Origin of the sequence: Amycolatopsis sp. WAC 04182 (assembly GCF_003947465.1) — a bacterium.
GTDB lineage: Bacteria > Actinomycetota > Actinomycetes > Mycobacteriales > Pseudonocardiaceae > Amycolatopsis.
Window position 1 is genome coordinate 149,008 of sequence record NZ_QHJJ01000004.1, and the last position, 16,937, is coordinate 165,944.

Genomic DNA, 16,937 nt, shown 5'->3' on the forward strand with positions numbered 1-16,937 from the left:
CGAGTCGAGCGAAGAGCGCGTCACCGGCTCATGGCTCGCGTCAGAAGTTCCGCGAGTGTGAAGCCACGAACACGCAAAACGACGGCCTGATGGCAGCGTACCGGGATCTGGCCATATTTGAAGCCCGTGATCGGACTCTGGGCACCCCCAAGTACCAAGGTCACCGGAACGTCGTACGCCGATCCGACTTCTGTCGGACCCCCTCGCTACCCTTTCGCCGCACGCCGACCTCAGGTCATCGCCGGACACGGACCGAAGTCGGTCATGCCCCGATCGTGAACCACGATCCACCCGATTGTGACTCGCATCACTCTCAGTGGGATCAACTTAAGGGGCGGTCCGGACGTCATGGTCGGTGTACAGGGGAGCAAAGGGGAAGCTTTGAGGTTCACGGAAACCGCGCGCCGCCGGGCGGCGTTCGCGGCACTGGGGTTGGTGGCCGTTCTGACGCTGGGGGCGTGCAGTAGCGAGCCGACCGTCTCGGCCAGCGGGCCGGACGGCGGCGGGCCGGTCAGCAGCGACACCGGCGGGAAGGCGCCCGCGCCCGCCAAACTGACGTACGAACCCGCGGCGGGCGCGCAGGACGTCGCGCCGGGGCAGCCCATCAAGGTCACCGTCGCCGACGGCACGCTCGATCAGGTCGTGCTGACCAATCCGGACGGCAAGCAGGTCGCCGGCCAGCCGTCCGAGGACAAGAAGAGCTGGTCCACCACCGAACAACTCGGCTACGGCAAGGCGTACACGTGGTCCGGCAAGGCCACCGGCACCGACGGCAAACCCGTCGAGATCGGCGGGAACTTCACCACCGTCAAACCGCGCAAGCAGGTGGGCGCGAACATCAACGTCTTCGACGGGCAGACGTACGGCGTCGCCATGCCGATCACGCTGACGTTCCCGAGCAAGGTCACCGACAAGGCGTCGGTCGAGAAGGCGCTGTCGGTCGAGACCACGCCGAAGACCGAGGGGTCCTGGGCCTGGGTCCACGACGACACCTCGGTGCACTGGCGGCCGAAGGCCTACTGGCAGCCTGGCACGACGGTGAAGTTCAACGCCAAGATCTACGGCGTCAAGATCGGCGAGGGCGTGTACGGCAAGGAAGACCGCTCGGCGAGCTTCACGATCGGCCGCTCGCAGATCGTCAAGGGCAACACCCAGACCCACCGGCTCGTGGTGATCCGTGAAGGGCAGCAGATCGCGGACTACCCGGCCAGCTACGGCCTCGACGCCGACCCGGGCCGCGTCACGCCGAGCGGCACGCACGTGGTGATGTCCAAGCACGACACGTACTCGATGACCAACGAGCGCTACGACTACGAGAACATCGTCGTCCCGTCCGCGGTGCGGTTCTCGACCAACGGCGAGTTCATCCACGGCTATGCGCCCTCGATCTGGGCGCAGGGCAAGAAGAACATCTCGCACGGCTGCGTGAACCTGGCGCCGGCGAACGCCAAGGCGTACATGGACGGCGCCCTGGTGGGCGACCCCGTCGAGATCGAGGGCAGCACGGTGAAGATCAACCGGGCGCGCGACTACAGCGACTGGACCTACTCCTGGGACGAGTGGCAGCGTTTATCTGCCCTGCGCTGACGGAAACATTTCCGCGGGGAGCCCGGTCACAGGAAGCTCACGTTTCCTGTGCGGGGCGCCCCGCAAAAATGTTTCCGGGGGCCTTCGGCCCAAAGAGGGCGCAGGGCGGGTGAAGTCTCCCGTCGCGCTGACGCGCTCTCGGGAGACAGTCTGCCGGTCACCTTGCCGGTCCAGTCGGCGATGTGGTCAACCGCGAAAGATTCGATGCAACCTGCGGTCGGTCGGGACGCATGTCTAACGACGTAAGGCGCCGCGGCCAATGAGCGGCGCCCGGATCGAGGAGACACTCTTGCGTACTCGTATCGCTCTTTCCCTCGGCGCGCTGCTGCTGGCGGGCGGCGCCGCCTTCGCGACCACGTCGCTGGCGTCGGCCGATCAGAGCGCCCCGTCACCGACGACCACTCAGGCGCCCCAGCCGCCGACCCAGGCCCCCACCGCGGTTCCTGGCGAACCGACCCGCGCCACCACCGCCCCTCCGGCGCCGGCCCCGCCGAAGACCAGCGCCGCGGTCGTGAAGCCGGGTGAGCACCGCGTGCCCAAGGCCGTCCCCGCCGGGCCGACCGGGGATCTGCACCTCCCCGCCATCGTCGAAGGAGCCGGTAGCTAGGTGTCGCCGAGCCGCTCGTCGAAGACCGGGACGGGCTCGCCGTGGGACGGCGAGTTCGCCCGGTACTTCGACGAGCGCGCGCACAACCTGCGTGCCACCGCGTACCTCCTGTGCGGCGACTGGCACCAGGCCGAGGACATCACCCAGGCCGCGCTGCTGAAGCTGTACCTGGCTTGGCCGAGGCTCTCCCGGCACGACGCGCTCGACGGCTACGCGCGCAAGATCGTGCTGCGCACCTTCCTCTCCGAGCATCGGCGCGTGTGGCGCAAACGGGAGAAGCTCACCGACACCCTTCCCGACGTCCCGGGCGAGGCGGGTGGCACGGAACAGGAGATGCTGGTCAGGCACGCCCTGTCCGGCATCGCCCCGAAGCAGCGGGCCGTACTGGTGCTGCGCTACTTCGAAGATCTCGGCGTCGAAGAGACGGCCGCGGCGCTGGGTTGCAGCACCGGGAACGTGAAGAGCCAGGCCGCGCGGGGGCTGGCGACCCTGCGTAAGCGGCTTGGACCGCATTTCAGTGAACTGGCCTTGAGCGGAGCGCACGACGATGGGAGGTGAGGAGATGGACGAGGACATCAAAGGCGTGCTTTCGCACGGGGTGAGCGGTCCCCCGCTGGGTATCCGGGCGGCGGACATCATCGAGCGGGGTGGCCGGATCCGGCGACGACGCAAACGCCTGGCGGTGGCGGGGAGTTCGCTGGCGACGGTCGCGGTGATCGTGTTCGGCGCGATCGCCGTCGGCGGTCGTGGCGGCGAGGGTTCCGCGCCGGTGCAACCCGCTGGGCCAGGCCTGTCGACCATCGCCCCGGCACCGGTTTCGCCGTCGCCTTCCGAAACGACTCCTCGCCCGGAAGTCTCTCCCGAGAGGCCGCCGCCGTCGTCGGCTCCGAAGACCGATCCGACACGCTCGACACCGAGGACCGTCCAGCCAGGCCGTACGACGACGGCCGGTCCACCTCCTCAAGCTCCTTCGCCGACGAAGCAGCCGAGCGAGCCCCCGACAGCGATCACGACCAGCTGATCCGCCGCCCGGAACGTCCGATTCCCGAAGTGTGACCCAAAGTAATCGGAAATTCTCCGACAACGGCTTCACCTGGTGCTTCGTCACCGATTCGGGGGAACGGCGTCGGCGCGACCGATCCAATGCGCTGAATCAGGACGTTTGAACGCCTACGGTCGAGGGAACAAACCCTCGACGATGGGTAAGTAAACGGGTGGGTCGGGAGGTCAAACCCATGGCCGAAGAGGCGCTGAGCGCGTCACATCAGGAAAAAGGGGAACCGGCGGAGGCCCCACCTGAGCAGATCAGAAAGGCCGTCGCCGGAGCGGCGATGGGTAACTGCATCGAGTGGTACGACTTCGGTGTTTTCGGCTTCATGCCCGCCATCCTGGGGCAGGTCTTCTTCAACGCTTCGAGCACTTCCGAAGGTGCGCTGGCGACCTTCGCGGTCTTGGCGATCACCTTCATCGTGCGGCCGTTCGGCAGCTTCGTCTTCGGCCCGCTGGGGGACAAGATCGGGCGCCAGAAGGTGCTCGCGCTGACGATCATCCTGATGTCCGGGTCGACGTTCATCATCGGCCTGTTGCCGTCCTACGCGACGATCGGCCCGGCCGCGGCGGTCCTGCTGATCCTGTTGCGCACCATCCAAGGCTTCTCGGCGGGCGGTGAGTACGGCGGCGCGGCGACGTTCATCGCGGAGTACGCGCCCGCCCGGCGCCGGGGTTTCTGGGGCAGCTGGCTGGAGTTCGGCACGCTCGTCGGGTTCGCGATGGGCGCCGGCTTCGTCACGATCTTCACCGTCGTCCTCGGCGACGAGGCCATGCGCGAATGGGGCTGGCGCCTGCCGTTCCTGATCGCGGGCCCGCTCGGCATCGTCGGTCTCTACCTGCGGAACAAGCTGGAGGACACTCCGCTGTTCCAGGAGATCGAGAAGAAGGACCAGGTCGAGAAGTCGCCGCTGAAGGCGCTGCTCAAGAAGCACTGGACGTCGATCCTGCACCTGATCGGCATCGTGGTGATGCTGAACGTCGCCGACTACATCGTGATCACCTACCTGGAGACCTATCTCAAGGACGTGGTCGGGTTCAGCGGGCACGCGCCGTTGCTGATCATCCTGGCGACCATCGGGCTGATGCTGATCTTGATCGTGCCGATCGGCATGCTGTCCGACCGCATCGGGCGAAAACCCATCCTGATCGCGAGCTGTGCGAGCTTCCTGGTGCTCCCGATCCCGGCGTTCTCCCTGATGGGCGCGGCCGCGGACGACCAGAACGGGTGGCAGCTCGCCCTCGGCGTGCTGATGATCGCGGTGCCCTTGGTGCTGATCCTGGCCGTGCTGGCGGCGACGCTGCCGGCGATGTTCCCGACGCAGGAGCGCTACGGCGGTTTCTCCATCGGGTACAGCGTTTCGACCGCGGCGTTCGGCGGCACGGCGTCGTACATCATCGGCAGCCTGGTGACCTCGACCGGCGACAACCTGTGGCCCGCGTACTACCTGATGGGCTCGGCGGCGATCGCGGCCATCCCGATCCTGCTGCTGCCGGAAACCGCCGGGGTGTCGCTGCGCGGCATCGTGAACTCGCGGATCGCGCGGCGCCGGAAGCCGGAAACGGCCACTCCCGGCGGCGCCTCGGAGCTACCGGCGAGTTAACGTCTTTCCATGAGCCGTATCTCGCAGCCGTGGCCGCCGGTCGAAGTCGAACCGGCGACCGTTCACCCGAAAGCCCCGCAGCCGGGCAGTCACCTCGGCATCCACTTCGGTGAGTGTTTCGGGTGTGGCGACGAGATCGAGGCCGGGCTCCACCTGCATTCGACGGTGGGCGAAGGGACGACGGTGTACTCCAAGTTCACCGTCACCTCCGCCCACCAGGGTGCGCCCGGCCTCGCCCACGGCGGCCTTCTCGCCTGCGCCTTCGACGAGGCGCTCGGCGCGACCGTCGGCAACCTGCTGCGCCGCCCGGCGGTCACCGGGAAGCTGGAGACGGACTTCCTCCGGCCGGTCCCGGTCGGCTCGACCCTGTACATCGCCACGAAACTGGACGGCGTCGCCGGCCGGAAGATCTACGTGAGCGCCGACGGACGGCTCGACGCCGAAGACGGACCTGTCGCGGTGCGCGCGAGGGCGCTGTTCGTGCGGGTCGAGTTCGAGCACTTCAGCACCCACGGGGATCCCGAGGCGCTGCAGAAGCTCGCCGCCGCGCACGAGAAGGCCAAGCGCGAACGCGAGTGGGACATCAACCCCTGAGCATTTCGCCCTAGGTCAGGGTCCTGGGCCGGATCGCGTTCGCCTTGTCGACGAGTTCGACACGCTGGTCGACCGAGCCGGCCAACCGGGCCAGCGTCCGGTAGCAGCGCTCGAGCCCGAACCGCAGATCTCGTTCGTCCAGCTCGCAGCCCAGCACCTTCGCCCCCGGCGTCGGCCGGTTCTGCGCGTTGAGCCAGCCGTACGCCGCTTCGAGGACCTCCGCCGACAAACGCGTGCGGCGTTCGGCGTCGAGCTGCAGACGCTCCAGCCTGGTCGAGGCGTCGACGAGATCGCGCTCGGACACCATCACCGGGTCCTTGCCGCCGCCGTTGATCCTGGTCTTGATCTTGATCGCGGCCACCTGCGCGGCGACGTGGTGCGACGACGACGCGGGAACGGCTTCGAGCACCTCGATCGCACTCGCCCTGGCGCCCTGCGCGAGGTACACACGAGCTAGGCCGAAGGCGGCGCTGACGTACGACCGGTCCGTTCGCCACACCAGCTCGTAGTAGCGCGCGGCGCCGAAGTAGTCCCCGACGCCCTCCGCGCTGACGGCCAACGCCAGCTTCGGCGCGATCTCGCCCGGCAGGTCGTCGTACACCGCTTCGAACGCGACGTGCGCGACGCGGGACCGCCCGCCCGCGAGCTCGATCAGCCCGCGGTACCAGTCGATCCGCCAGTCGTGCGGGAAACCCGCCTTGATCGCGAGGTACTGCGCGGCCTGCAGCTGCCGCTGTGCCTCGACGAGCTCACCCAGCTCGATCCGGGCGCGGACGATGCGCAGCCGAACCTCGATCGACTCGCGCGGCGCTCCGGCCAGCGACTCGATCGCGCCCTTGGGATCGAGCGCGACCGTCGACGCGAGCACGCCCGCCGCCGGGTCGTCCGTGTCGACCTGCGGGATCGGCAGCCCCGCGACCACCTCGCCGGGATCCGGCAGCGGCACACTCCCGCCGTGCTCCGGGACGACCATGTCGACGCCGAACGTGCGCGTCTCCGGGCCGAACACGGTCGAAGCGCCGGGGCGCGGCTTCCCGGTACCCAGCGCCATGATCTCGCGGAGCACACCGGTCAGCTGGTCGGCCATCTCCTCGGCCGCGATGAACCGGCGATCCGGGTCCGTATGCGTGGCGCGCTTCAGGAACCGGTAGTACGAACCGAAGAGCGCGAACAACGGGACGACGTCCGGGCCGGGCAGGGTCGTCTTGTACTTGGTGGTGTAGCCGGAGAATTCGAAGCTGAGGACGGCGAGCGTGCGGCCGACCGTGTACAGGTCCGAGGCCACCGAAGCACCGTGCGTCGCCAGCTCGGGCGCGCTGTAGCCGGTGGTGAAGAACAGCGGGCTCTCGTAGTCGTCGATGCGGCGGACCGCGCCGAGGTCGATCAGCTTGAGCTGTTCGTGCGTCTGGATGACGTTGTCGGGCTTGAGGTCGCAGTACAGCAGGTTCTGGCCGTGGAGGTAGCCCATGGCGGGCAGGATTTCGAGCCCGTAGGCGATCACCTGGCCGATCGGCAGCGGCTCCGGGCGCTTCGTCTCGCGGTGGTGCGCGAGCGCGAGCTGCCGCAGCGACTGGCCGCCGACGTACTCCATGACGATGTAGCCGACCGAGTTGCCGGTGTCGCCGTCCGGGTGCTGCACGAAGTTGTGGATCTTGACGATGTTGGGGTGTTCGACCTCGGCGAGGAACCGCTGCTCGTTGGCGGCGGCCGCCATCGCGGTGGCGTCGCCGGTGTCGATCAGGCCCTTGAGCACCACCCAGCGGTCGCTGACGTTGTGGTCCTGCGCGAGATAGATCCAGCCGAGCCCGCCGTACGCGAGCGCGCCGAGCACCTCGTACTGGCCGCCGACGATCTCGTTCGGCCGCAGCTTCGGGACGAAGGAGAACGGGTTCCCGCACTTCTCGCAGTTGCCCTCGGGCGAACCGGGTTCGCCGTCCTTGCCGCGGCCGACCTTGGCGCCGCAACTACCGCAGAAACGCTTCTCCTCCGACACCATCGGGTTCTCGAGGACCGCGGACGCCGGGTCGCGGTACGGCACCTGCGGGACGTCGACGAGCCCCGCGCCGAGACGGCCACGACGCGAGGTGCGGGACGACGTCCGGCGCGCGGTGCCGGGGAACGAACCGGTGCCGGTGCCGGTGCCCGTGCCCCGGCTGCCCGATCCGGTCCCGGTGCCGGTTCCGCGGCTTTCGCTGGAGCGTTCGGGGAGGACGCTTTCCGTGCCGGGATCCGGCAGCGGCCCGGGTCCGTTGTCGACGCGCGGCGTCGGCGGCATGATGCTCTGCGTCTCCGGTGCCGGCGAGGCGAGCACGCTGGTCGGCTGCGGCGCGTCGGCGGGCGCCTGCCAGTCAGGACGGACGACCTGGGTCCTGGGGCTCACCGGGGCCATGTCGCCCGGCGGACGAGTCGGATCCTCGGCGCCGGGGATCGGCCGCTGCTGACCGCGCGGCGGAGTCTGCGGACGCTGGACGGGCGCGTGGATGGCCGTGCGTTCGGCGTCCCCCTCCGGCCTGGGCCCCTGCTTGGGCCGCGATGGCTCGGAGAGATCGAGCCTGCCGGAAATGGACGGTTCGGGCGTTTCCCAGCGGACCGGCGCCGGCGGCGTCCAGGAGGCGGACTCCGCCTCACGGTCCGGCGTGGCGTCGTCCGGCGCTGCGTGCCGAGGACGGCGCGGCTCTTCCGACACTGGTACCTCCCGAAATCCCCGCGACAGCGTCGCCTCCGATCCTAGTGGTGCGCAGGCAGGTCGTGCCCGCGCCGGGTCGAACCCGCTACGGTGCGATGGAGAACCGATTCAGCAGGTGATGAGGGGGAGGGACCGGTGCCTGCGTCATTTTCGATGTCGATGGCCCAGCTCGACGTCGTACTCGAAGATCTCGGACTCGGCAGATTCGTGCTGCCCTTCGAGATCCCGACCGTCGGGACCACCATCTCCGAACGCGAACGGCACTGCGAAGAGATCTGGGCCGAGCTGGCCGACCGGGGTTTCGCCCGCGGCGGTGAACTCCTGCGCGACTACGACCAGGCCCTCCGGCTCTGGGCCACCGGCGATTTCGTCCTCACCATGGAGGCGCACGAGGTCGAGCAGGACGCCGAATACCTCTACCGAGGTGCGTGGAACAGCCGACTGGGTGTCGTGAGCCAGCAGCGCGGGTTCGACATCCTCTTCGAGCCCGTCTACCCCGAACAGGTCGTCGCGACCCTCCTCGGCTATCTGCCGTCACTGCAGCCGTTCCCCGGACGGGTGACGACGTCCAACACACTCCCCCCGTCCAAGCGACCGGACGACCCGTTCGACGAAGACCCGGACAACCTCCGCCTGGGTGCCGCCGCTCGCTTCTTCGAGCACCCCCTCGCGCGACTGGGCACGGTCAGCGTCACCCTGCGCGACGACCGGGGCAAACCGCAGCAGAAAAGCGTCCAATGGTTCGACAGCGTCCAGGGCCGCTTCATGCTCGCCACCGACCGCTTCCCCGACGGCGAAGTCCGCCGCACTTTCACCCCGACGAGTGGCTCTCACCTGGCACGATGGGTCCACGACCTGGTCGAAGCCGCCCGCGTCGGCAGCGCGTGATCCTCGCCGGAAGGCGGCCTTCGGGGCCGTTTCCGCTGATATCGTGATCTGACGAGCGCTATGAGTAACCGGGACTTGGTACAGGGGAGAGACCATGACTGAAGGTGGCGGCGGACCGCCGGGCAACTTCTCGGACATTCTGGGCGACTTCTCGGCGCAGGCCGATCGGATGGTGACGGCGGCGAAGGAGGGTCGGTTCAAGGTCAGCGAGGAGGCCGGGGAGGCCCTGAAGACCGCCATCGATGACTACATCTCGGATTGGGTTAAGAACCAGCGGTCCTTTCAACGACTCGCCGAGCACCCGAAACTAGGCACAGGCCCCTTCGCTCAACAAGTCGGGCAACACGCCTCCCGGGTGGCCGACGGCGACGAACTGTCGGCCAAGACCCAACTGGACGCGCTCCAGAGCGTGCTCGGCCGAGCCAAGGCGGCGATAGAGCTGGCCAAATCGAAGTACCGAGAACAAGACGCAGGCAGCGCTGACCGTTTGAAATCTCTGCAAAAGGACTGACTCGAACCGACATGGACACCAATCCACGATCTTTGAAGCTTGCCAGCCTGCCGATCGCGATCTCCCTCCTCCTTGCCGGTTGCTCGCATGAGAAACCGGGAAATGCGGTTCCGGGGCCCTCGTCTACGTCGCCATCGAGTTCGCAAAGTGTGAGCCCGGCTAACGTCTTCGGCGATCTCAAAGCCTGCGAACTCCTCGAACCCACCACGACGCCCAAGGGCTTCGCTGCCCCAGAAATCGAACGATACGAAAGTGATAACGGTTGCGCAGCCCAAAAGCGCGGCTACGCATCCGTGAGCATCTATCTCGTTCCCGAGGCGGGCATCGACCAGCTGTCCCCTGGCCAAGGAACCAAGATCCCGACCAAGGTCGGTGGCCGTGAGGCCGTCGAAATTCCAGGTGACTCTGGCACCGAAGCTTGCACCGTCGCGATCGCTGTCACACCCACTGCCCGGATGACGGCATCGACGTCCCTCAACGAGGGCACGAATGAAGAAGCGTGTGCCCTCGCCAGGGAACTTGCCATCGCCGCTGAGCCCAAACTTCCCAGGGTGGGCTGATGCCCCTTCGTTCGCGCTCTGGTTCTCTGATCGCTCCGATCGCGGCACTCGCGGTTGTGACCAGTGCTTGTTCGTCGGAGCTTCCGGGTAGTCCCGTGCCTCGGGCTGCGGCAGTCAAGTCCAGCACTCAACCGGCCGATGTGTTCAGGAACCTCAAGGCCTGCGACTTGCTCGAGCCGACGACTACGACCAAAGACTTCGACCCTCCTGCCGAGGAGACCTACGAGAGCGACAACGGGTGCGGCACGCGGAAGTATGGATTCGGTTCTGTGACCCTCTATCTTGTCCCCGAGGCAGGAATCGATCAGCTGTCCCCCGGGCAGGGAACCAAGATTCCGACGAAGGTCGGCGAACGTGAAGCCGTGGAGATTCCTGGGGATGCGGGTAAACAAGCCTGCACAGTGGCGATCGCCGTCACCCCGAATGCCCGGATGACGGCATCGACCGGCCTGAACAAGGGAACCAACGAGGAGGCCTGCGCGCTGTCCAGGGAAATCGCCACGGCTGCTGAACCGAAACTGCCCAGGGGAAGCTGATGGCCTCTCGTCTGTGCCTTGGTTCGCTGCTCGCGGTACTCGCGGTGGCGGCGAGCGGTTGCTCGTCCGACCTTCCAGGCAGTGCCGTCGCGTCGGGACCAAACGCGACACCGGTGCAATCGGCCAACCGGTCAGGCGATGTGTTCGGGAGTCTGAAGGCCTGCGATCTGCTGGAGCCGACGACCACGGCCAAGGGGTTCGAGCCCCCAAAGGTGGAAACTTATGAGAGCGACAACGGATGCGGGACCGCGAAACGTGGCTATGCCTCCGTCAGCATCTATCTCGTCCCCGAGGCCGGGATCGACAAGCTGTCGCCTGGTCAGGGAACCAAAGTCCCCGCGAAGGTGAACGGTCGCGATGCGGTCGAAATCCCGGGTGACGCAGGAACCGATGCCTGCACGGTCGCAATCGCCGTCGGCCCTGACGCGCGCATGACCGCGTCCACCACCCTGGAACAGACGGGAACCAACGAGGAAGCCTGCGCACTCTCCCGCGAGATCGCAGAAGCCGCTGAACCGAAACTGCCCAGAGGCAACTGACTACGGAACGGGAGGGACCATGGTCAACGTCGGCCAAGACGACTTCGACAGCAAGTTCTCGGCGATGGGCAACACCGGCCGGACGTACGAGGCCAAGCGGTACTCCGAAACGTACGAGGAGGTCAACGCGGGTCCGGGCGGCAACTCCGTGACGGCGAGGCTGACGGCTGAAGCGAAGGCGGGGCAGTATTCGGCCGACCAGGCTGCGGCGCTGGCGCAAGGCCAGGAGTTCCGCGCCGGCCTCAATCCGTCGGACCAGCGCTATGAAGCGGTCCCGCACGGCGAACTGAAGAACATGGTCACGCAGGATCTCGACCCGAACGACATCGACGAAAAGGGCCAGCTCTGGAACAACCAGGGCAACTCCCTGAACACCTTCAGCAACGCCGTCCGTGACGCGATCGGCAAAGAGGGTGAACACTGGCAGGGCGATGGCGCCAAGTCGGTCACCGATTTCTTCTCCAACATCAGCAAGTGGGCCGACACCGCGGGCGACGGCGCGTATCTCGCGTCCAACCGGTTCTCCCAATCCGCCGCCGCGGCCACCACCGCGAAGAACTCCATGCCCGAAGAGGTCCCGTTCGACCGCAACGCCGAGTACAAGAACGCCCTCAACCAGCTCGCGACGGGGAACCTCGCGGGCGCGGTGGACACGGTCGGCAACATTTCGGCCAAGCAGGAGCAGTCGTTTCAGGCGCATCAGCAGGCCGCGCAGGTGATGCACACCTACGACCAGTCGCTTTTCGACGTCAACTCCAAACAGCCCACGTTCGCGCCGCCGCCGGAGATGGGTGATTCGACGTCGGCGTCCGGGTTCTCCGGGGGGACCGAGGTCAACGGCTTCAGCGGTGGGCCGGGGCCCAACAGCGGGCCTGGGCCGGGGACGCCCGGGCCGGGTGGTCCGAGCGCGCCGGCGCCGGGGCCCGGGATTACCACGGGTGGCGGGCACACCGGGGTGCCGTCGCCGGGTCAGCCGGGCGGCGGGCCGCCGGGGACGTTCCGGCCTGGGCCGACGCCGGGGTTGGCGGCGCTGAACACGCCCGGTCCCAGCGGGCTCGGCCGGTTGGGCAGCGAGCAGTACCGCGGCAAGCCCGGCCGGACGACGAGCGGGCCGGGTGGCAGTGCGGCGAACCGGTTGACCAGTGGCGGAGGCGGCGGGTTCGGGCGCAACGGCGGGTCTGGCAACGTCGCCGAGCGGCTCGCGGGCGGCAAGGTTTCGGCCGGTGAGGCCGAGAAGCTCGCGGGCAAGGGTGGCGGCTCCGGGGCCGGCAAGCTGCCGGAGGAGCGGATCACGCGGGGTGGCGCGGCCGCCGCGGGCAAGAGCGGCGGTCCGGGCGCGATGGGTGCCGGTGGCGCTCCGGGCGGCAGGGGGCAGAAGGAAGAGGACAAGGAAAAGAAGGCCCCGAACTACCTGCAGGAGGAAGACGCCGACGTCTTGTTCGGCGGCTACGAAGGCGAAACGAAGCCGGTGCCGCCGGTGATCGGCGAGAAGTCCCCCTGAGCCGAAGCGGGCCGTTCGGGAGCGAATCCCGAACGGCCCGTTCTCACTTGTACTGGGCTGGAGGCGGCGTCCCGCCCTCGAGTTTGTTCCCGATCCATTTCGCGTAGCTCGTCTGCCACGCGCCGCCGCGCACGTTCTCCAGCACGGCGTTCACGAACCGCACCATGTCCTCGTTCTCCTTCGGGACACCGATGCCGTAGTTCTCCTCGGTGAACCGGCTCCCCACGATCTTCAGCGTCGGGTCCTGCGCGAGCATCCCGGCGAGGATGACGTCGTCCGTCGACACGGCCTCGACCTGCTTCTGCTGCAGCATCACCAGGCAGTCCGACCAGTTGTCCACCGAGACCGGCACCGGCTTCGACGGATCCGCCGCGATCTTCGTCAGCGAGGTCGACGTCTTGGTCGCGCACACCCGCCGCCCGCCGAGGTCCGACAGATTCCCGATCTTCGAACCGGATTCGACCAGGATCCGTTGCCCCGCCTGGTAATACGCGGTCGAGAAGTTGACCTTCTTCAGCCGGCTGCAGGTGATGCTGTAGGTCCGCACCACGATGTCGACCTGCTTCTTCTCGAGCACTTCTTCCCGCAGTTTCGACGGGATCGCGCGGAACTGCACACGGCCTTCCGCGCTGCCGAAGATCGCCTTCGCGATCTCGTTGACCATGTCGATGTCGAAGCCTTCGAGCTGGCCAGACGTCGGGTTCCGGAAACCGAACAGGAACGTCGTCTGATCGACCCCCGCGACGAGTTTGCCGTTCTCCTTGATCTTCGCCATCGTCGAACCGCTGGTGATCGACGTGCCGCTGGTCGGCCGCAGGCTGGCCAGCGGGTTGCAGCTCGTGTCGGTCGTTCCGCCACCGCCGGCGTTGTCGGCGCCGCCGACGTTCGCGGGCTGCGGCGGCGCGACCTCGCCGACGGGGGCCGGGTCGACCGGCGCCCCCGCGCTGCCACAAGCCGTCGCCAGCACCAAGACCGCGCCGAGCACGGCCGTTCGCAGACCGTTCCGCATCACCGGTACTCCCTCAGCCGTTCACGGATTCCCAACGCGGACCCCGCCGCCGCGATCAGTGCCAGTACCGCGATCCCCGGCGCGAGCAGGGTCAGCGCGCGTTCGGCGCCGCGGGTGTCGTCGAGGAATTCCTGCCGTCCCACGTTGATCGCGGCCACCAGGTTCTCGTCGAGCCGCAGGAACGCCTTGGCGGCGCCGTCCGGCTTGTCGTCACGGATGGCGGTGTCGACGGCGTCCTGGTAGGAGCCGTCGTCGTCCTGCCGCCGCACTTGACCGTGCGCCTTGAACCAGGCCGACGCCGCTTGGATGGCCGCGTCCACCTTGTCCGCGGCCGCGCCGCCCGCGGCGAGACCGCGGGCCTCGCCCAGCAGGCCGCCCTGGCCGTCCGTCCCGCCGAGTTGCCCGGCGAGATCGATGAAGTCCTTTTCGTACGCCGCGCCGTCGCCCCGGGCGACGAGGGTCAGCGTTTCGTCGGCTCGTGCCTGCAGCGCCGCGATCCGGGCGCGGACGAGGACGTCCACCTGGTGCGAGCCGTCTTCTTCACCGCTGCCGACGAGGGAGCTCTGCACGATCAGCGCGACCGCGCCCCACAGCAGGGCCACCACCACCGACACCGTCGCGACGACCAGCCCGACGTTCAGCAGCCGGTTGGTCTTCCGCGTCAGATGCACCTGCGTGACGATCAGCGCGGCGAGCAGGGCGAGCACCAAAGCCGTTGCCAGCCAAGGGAATCCGGTCGCGTCGTCCTGTTCGGCGGCGAGCCGGTCGGTGTCGATGCGGTACAGGTCCTGTGCGGCGGGAAGGATTTTCGCCCGCATCAGCTCGGACGCTTCCCGCAGATACGAGGCACCGACGGGGAAACCCTGCCGGTTGTAGGTGCGCGCGGTCTCGATCAGTCCTGTGTAGACGGGGATTTCGCGGCCGAGGGTGTTGATCCGCTCCGCCGCTTCGTCGACGCCGGAGGAGTCCGATGCCGCCTTCGCCAGCGCCGCACCGGCCTCCGCGATGTCGCGTTCGTACCGCTGGCGCATCGGGAGCGGCTCGGTGCCGATGGAAAGGAACGAACTGGCCGCGGTCGCGTCGGCGTCCGAAAGCGCGCGGTAGACCTGTTGCGCGGCGGCGGCGAGCGGTTCGCGGTGGTCGATCAGTCCGTTGATCGTGTCCTTCTTGTCCTGCGCGGCCAGCGTGCCGAACAGGCCCGCGACCAGCGACAGCAGGACGAGCCCGATCGCGATCACCGACAGCCTGCCCGGCGTGGTCGCCGCAGACCGGACGATCGCGCGGATCCCGTTGCCCGGCAGTTCGAGCAGCCCGGCAATCCCTCCGCGACCTCCCGGCGCAGGGGGCGGCTCGGGGCTCCCCGGCGGCCCCGGCCGGGTCACTGTGCTCGTCATCGCCGATCCTCCCCATTGGCTCTACCCGCAAAGAAGGTATCCGAGTCGGGATCGGCGCAGCCAGTGACACCTGCGTGTGTCATCGGCACGTGATCTCCCGAGGGCGTCAGAGGCCTTTTTCCAGGCCGTACCGCACGGCTTCCGCACGATTGCGCACACCGATCTTGGCGAAGGCGTGGTTGATGTGGCTTTTCACGGTGGCTTCGCCGATGAACAGTTCGGCGGCGATCTCCGGATTGGACAGCCCTCGCGCGATGAGGCCGAGCACTTCGGCTTCGCGCGCGGTGAGCCCGTCCGGGAGCTCGGCCTTGACCCTGGTGGCCGTTCTCGATTCGAGCGCGGCGACGAGCCTGTCGGAGACTTCGGCGGCGAAGATCGCCTGCCCGTTCGCGGCGGAGCGGACGGCCGCCCCGATCTCGGCGCGTCCGGCGTCCTTCGTCAGGTAGCCGCGGGCTCCCGCGCGCACCGCGTCGGCGATCGAAGTGTCGTCCGCGTACGTCGTGAGGACGACGACCGCGACCTCCGGGTGATCGCGTTTGAGCAATCTGGTCGCGGCCACCCCGTCCAGGACGGGCATGCGCAGGTCCATCAGCACGACGTCGGCCGCGGTGTGGCGGAGCAGGTCGAGCGCCTGCCGCCCGTCGCCCGCGGAGCCGGCGACCTCGACCCCGTCGATCAGCCCGAGCAACGCGACGAGCCCTTCGCGCATGACCTGCTGGTCATCGACCACGACCACCCGGATCACGCCCGCACCACCGCCTCCACCGTCCAGCGCCCGTCGTCCGGACCCGCGGTCAGCGTGCCACCGGCGAGTGCGAGCCGCTCCCTCATCCCGGTGAGACCGAATCCGCCGACGTCCTCCGATCGGGCGGTCTCGCCGAGTTCGTTCCACACCCGCAAGCGAACCTCCGTCCGGGTGAAGAGGAGGCGGAGCGACACCGGCCGCCCGGCGGCGTGCTTGGCCGCGTTGGTCAACGCCTCCCGCGCGACACCCACCAGCGAGACCACCTCGGCGGACGGCAGCGGACGCTGCTCCCCCTCGACTTCGAAAGACGCTCCGCCGTGGTGCGCGTTCGCCAGCTGCCGCAAGGCTTCGGGCAGCGACGGGACATCGCTGCGCAGGGCGGCGACCGCGTCGCGGGCCTCGGCGAGCCCGTCCGCGGCCAGCCGCCGCGACAACCGGACCCTGCCGAGCGCACCGTCCACATCGGACTTCTGGGCCAGCAGGGCCTCGGCGACCTCCAGGTGGATTCCCAGTGCCCCCAGCGAATGCGCGAGGACGTCGTGGATCTCCCTGGCGATCCGTGTGCGCTCGTCGAGCGCGGCCGCCCGCGCGTGTTCCTTCTGTGCCAGCTTGGTCTGCTCCAGCAGCGCGGCCGCCTGCGCCGCCTGCACCTCGTACTGCCGCCGGTTCAGGCCCAGCAGCATCAGCACGAGCAGCACGCCGACGTTGCCGAACACCAGCGGTCCGGACGCGCCCGCGACCAGGCCGGTGACCGCCGCGAGGCTCGCGTCGAGCCCCACCACCCCCATGATGGCGGCCACCGACGGCTCGGTCAGGGTGGCGAACCGGCTGACCGTGACCACCGCCAGCACGATGGCGGAGGAGTCCTCCGCCCAGCCGAGCGCGATCGACGGCGCGACACTCGCCACCGCGAGCAGGACGGTCGCCACCCGGGGAAAACGCGGGGACGCCGCCACGAAACCCAGCCAGCAGGCCGCGCAGACGCCGTACGCAGTCCAGATCCACGCACTCGACTCGCTCGCGGTCAGCAGCACCACCACGACCGCGGCCGTGCCGAGCAGCTGGACGACCAGCCAGCTGGGCGCGATCGTGTCCGGCAACAGCGGCTTGTCCCGCTTCCCCATGGGCC

At 68.4% G+C, this 16,937-nt stretch carries 17 protein-coding genes; 12 read left to right on the forward strand and 5 right to left on the reverse strand.

The genetic code is table 11. From position 1 onward, the window contains the following. The first annotated feature begins 348 nt into the window (after positions 1 to 348). The 6 genes from DMH01_RS20910 to DMH01_RS20935 all read left to right on the forward strand — a co-directional run bounded on the left by DMH01_RS20910 (position 349) and on the right by DMH01_RS20935 (position 5,439). Positions 349 to 1,587: an Ig-like domain-containing protein gene (locus DMH01_RS20910; protein WP_125678972.1), complete on the forward strand. Its 1,239-nt coding sequence runs from the start codon at positions 349 to 351 to the stop codon at positions 1,585 to 1,587. Positions 1,588 to 1,846: 259 nt separating this feature from the next. Beyond that, positions 1,847 to 2,194 (forward strand): hypothetical protein, encoded by a 348-nt coding sequence (locus tag DMH01_RS20915; protein ID WP_125678973.1) that lies wholly within the window; start codon positions 1,847 to 1,849, stop codon positions 2,192 to 2,194. After that, positions 2,195 to 2,752 carry a SigE family RNA polymerase sigma factor gene (locus DMH01_RS20920; RefSeq protein ID WP_125678974.1) on the forward strand — a complete coding sequence of 186 codons (558 nt, stop codon included), beginning with the start codon at positions 2,195 to 2,197 and terminating at the stop codon, positions 2,750 to 2,752. 4 nt (positions 2,753 to 2,756) lie between these two features. Next, positions 2,757 to 3,215: a hypothetical protein gene (locus tag DMH01_RS20925; RefSeq protein WP_233621625.1), complete on the forward strand. Its 459-nt coding sequence runs from the start codon at positions 2,757 to 2,759 to the stop codon at positions 3,213 to 3,215. A 214-nt stretch (positions 3,216 to 3,429) separates the two neighbouring features. After that, positions 3,430 to 4,845: an MFS transporter gene (locus DMH01_RS20930; protein ID WP_125678976.1), complete on the forward strand. Its 1,416-nt coding sequence runs from the start codon at positions 3,430 to 3,432 to the stop codon at positions 4,843 to 4,845. 9 nt (positions 4,846 to 4,854) lie between these two features. After that, complete coding sequence (locus tag DMH01_RS20935) at positions 4,855 to 5,439, forward strand: PaaI family thioesterase (protein WP_020633063.1); 585 nt, start codon at positions 4,855 to 4,857, stop codon at positions 5,437 to 5,439. A gap of 10 nt (positions 5,440 to 5,449) precedes the next feature. Here the strand turns inward: DMH01_RS20935 and DMH01_RS20940 are convergent, their stop codons facing one another. Continuing rightward, on the reverse strand, positions 5,450 to 8,125 hold the full coding sequence (locus tag DMH01_RS20940) for a serine/threonine-protein kinase (RefSeq protein WP_125678977.1): 2,676 nt from the start codon (positions 8,123 to 8,125) through the stop codon (positions 5,450 to 5,452). A 135-nt stretch (positions 8,126 to 8,260) separates the two neighbouring features. On the opposite strand from DMH01_RS20940, the gene DMH01_RS20945 reads away from it, so the two are divergent. The 6 genes from DMH01_RS20945 to DMH01_RS20970 all read left to right on the forward strand — a co-directional run bounded on the left by DMH01_RS20945 (position 8,261) and on the right by DMH01_RS20970 (position 12,660). Then, complete coding sequence (locus DMH01_RS20945; protein ID WP_233621626.1) at positions 8,261 to 9,013, forward strand: ESX secretion-associated protein EspG; 753 nt, start codon at positions 8,261 to 8,263, stop codon at positions 9,011 to 9,013. A 94-nt stretch (positions 9,014 to 9,107) separates the two neighbouring features. Beyond that, a complete protein-coding gene (locus DMH01_RS20950; RefSeq protein ID WP_125678978.1) occupies positions 9,108 to 9,524 on the forward strand; it encodes a hypothetical protein in 417 nt (138 codons plus the stop codon). An 11-nt stretch (positions 9,525 to 9,535) separates the two neighbouring features. Further along, on the forward strand, positions 9,536 to 10,084 hold the full coding sequence (locus DMH01_RS20955) for a DUF3558 family protein (protein WP_125678979.1): 549 nt from the start codon (positions 9,536 to 9,538) through the stop codon (positions 10,082 to 10,084). Continuing rightward, positions 10,084 to 10,620 carry a hypothetical protein gene (locus tag DMH01_RS20960; protein WP_125678980.1) on the forward strand — a complete coding sequence of 179 codons (537 nt, stop codon included), beginning with the start codon at positions 10,084 to 10,086 and terminating at the stop codon, positions 10,618 to 10,620. The genes DMH01_RS20955 and DMH01_RS20960 overlap by 1 nt, the downstream gene beginning before the upstream one ends. Then, on the forward strand, positions 10,620 to 11,159 hold the full coding sequence (locus tag DMH01_RS20965) for a DUF3558 family protein (protein WP_125678981.1): 540 nt from the start codon (positions 10,620 to 10,622) through the stop codon (positions 11,157 to 11,159). The genes DMH01_RS20960 and DMH01_RS20965 overlap by 1 nt, the downstream gene beginning before the upstream one ends. 19 nt (positions 11,160 to 11,178) lie before the next feature. After that, positions 11,179 to 12,660, forward strand: a complete 1,482-nt coding sequence (locus tag DMH01_RS20970; protein WP_125678982.1) for a PPE domain-containing protein — start codon at positions 11,179 to 11,181, stop codon at positions 12,658 to 12,660. Between the two features lie 43 nt (positions 12,661 to 12,703). Here the strand turns inward: DMH01_RS20970 and DMH01_RS20975 are convergent, their stop codons facing one another. From DMH01_RS20975 to DMH01_RS20990, 4 genes are all read right to left on the reverse strand, one after another. Further along, positions 12,704 to 13,669, reverse strand: a complete 966-nt coding sequence (locus DMH01_RS20975; RefSeq protein ID WP_125678983.1) for a glutamate ABC transporter substrate-binding protein — start codon at positions 13,667 to 13,669, stop codon at positions 12,704 to 12,706. Then, positions 13,669 to 15,063: a hypothetical protein gene (locus DMH01_RS20980; RefSeq protein WP_125678984.1), complete on the reverse strand. Its 1,395-nt coding sequence runs from the start codon at positions 15,061 to 15,063 to the stop codon at positions 13,669 to 13,671. Before DMH01_RS20980 ends, DMH01_RS20975 begins: the two co-directional genes overlap by 1 nt. A gap of 106 nt (positions 15,064 to 15,169) precedes the next feature. After that, positions 15,170 to 15,808 carry a response regulator transcription factor gene (locus tag DMH01_RS20985; RefSeq protein WP_125678985.1) on the reverse strand — a complete coding sequence of 213 codons (639 nt, stop codon included), beginning with the start codon at positions 15,806 to 15,808 and terminating at the stop codon, positions 15,170 to 15,172. Beyond that, entirely contained in the window at positions 15,805 to 16,932 is a 1,128-nt protein-coding gene (locus DMH01_RS20990; RefSeq protein ID WP_125678986.1) for a sensor histidine kinase, read from the reverse strand. The genes DMH01_RS20985 and DMH01_RS20990 overlap by 4 nt, the downstream gene beginning before the upstream one ends. Positions 16,933 to 16,937 lie beyond the last annotated feature (5 nt).

What these genes read in the sequence shown, in the direction of transcription:
- DMH01_RS20910 (WP_125678972.1), top strand. Translation starts at nt 349, where the DNA reads ATGGTCGGTGTACAGGGGAGCAAAGGGGAAGCTTTGAGGTTCACGGAA.
- DMH01_RS20915 (WP_125678973.1), top strand. Translation starts at nt 1,847, where the DNA reads ATGAGCGGCGCCCGGATCGAGGAGACACTCTTGCGTACTCGTATCGCT.
- DMH01_RS20925 (WP_233621625.1), top strand. Translation starts at nt 2,757, where the DNA reads ATGGACGAGGACATCAAAGGCGTGCTTTCGCACGGGGTGAGCGGTCCC.
- DMH01_RS20930 (WP_125678976.1), top strand. Translation starts at nt 3,430, where the DNA reads ATGGCCGAAGAGGCGCTGAGCGCGTCACATCAGGAAAAAGGGGAACCG.
- DMH01_RS20935 (WP_020633063.1), top strand. Translation starts at nt 4,855, where the DNA reads ATGAGCCGTATCTCGCAGCCGTGGCCGCCGGTCGAAGTCGAACCGGCG.
- DMH01_RS20950 (WP_125678978.1), top strand. Translation starts at nt 9,108, where the DNA reads ATGACTGAAGGTGGCGGCGGACCGCCGGGCAACTTCTCGGACATTCTG.
- DMH01_RS20955 (WP_125678979.1), top strand. Translation starts at nt 9,536, where the DNA reads ATGGACACCAATCCACGATCTTTGAAGCTTGCCAGCCTGCCGATCGCG.
- DMH01_RS20960 (WP_125678980.1), top strand. Translation starts at nt 10,084, where the DNA reads ATGCCCCTTCGTTCGCGCTCTGGTTCTCTGATCGCTCCGATCGCGGCA.
- DMH01_RS20965 (WP_125678981.1), top strand. Translation starts at nt 10,620, where the DNA reads ATGGCCTCTCGTCTGTGCCTTGGTTCGCTGCTCGCGGTACTCGCGGTG.
- DMH01_RS20970 (WP_125678982.1), top strand. Translation starts at nt 11,179, where the DNA reads ATGGTCAACGTCGGCCAAGACGACTTCGACAGCAAGTTCTCGGCGATG.
- DMH01_RS20975 (WP_125678983.1), bottom strand. Translation starts at nt 13,669, where the DNA reads ATGCGGAACGGTCTGCGAACGGCCGTGCTCGGCGCGGTCTTGGTGCTG.
- DMH01_RS20980 (WP_125678984.1), bottom strand. Translation starts at nt 15,063, where the DNA reads ATGACGAGCACAGTGACCCGGCCGGGGCCGCCGGGGAGCCCCGAGCCG.
- DMH01_RS20990 (WP_125678986.1), bottom strand. Translation starts at nt 16,932, where the DNA reads ATGGGGAAGCGGGACAAGCCGCTGTTGCCGGACACGATCGCGCCCAGC.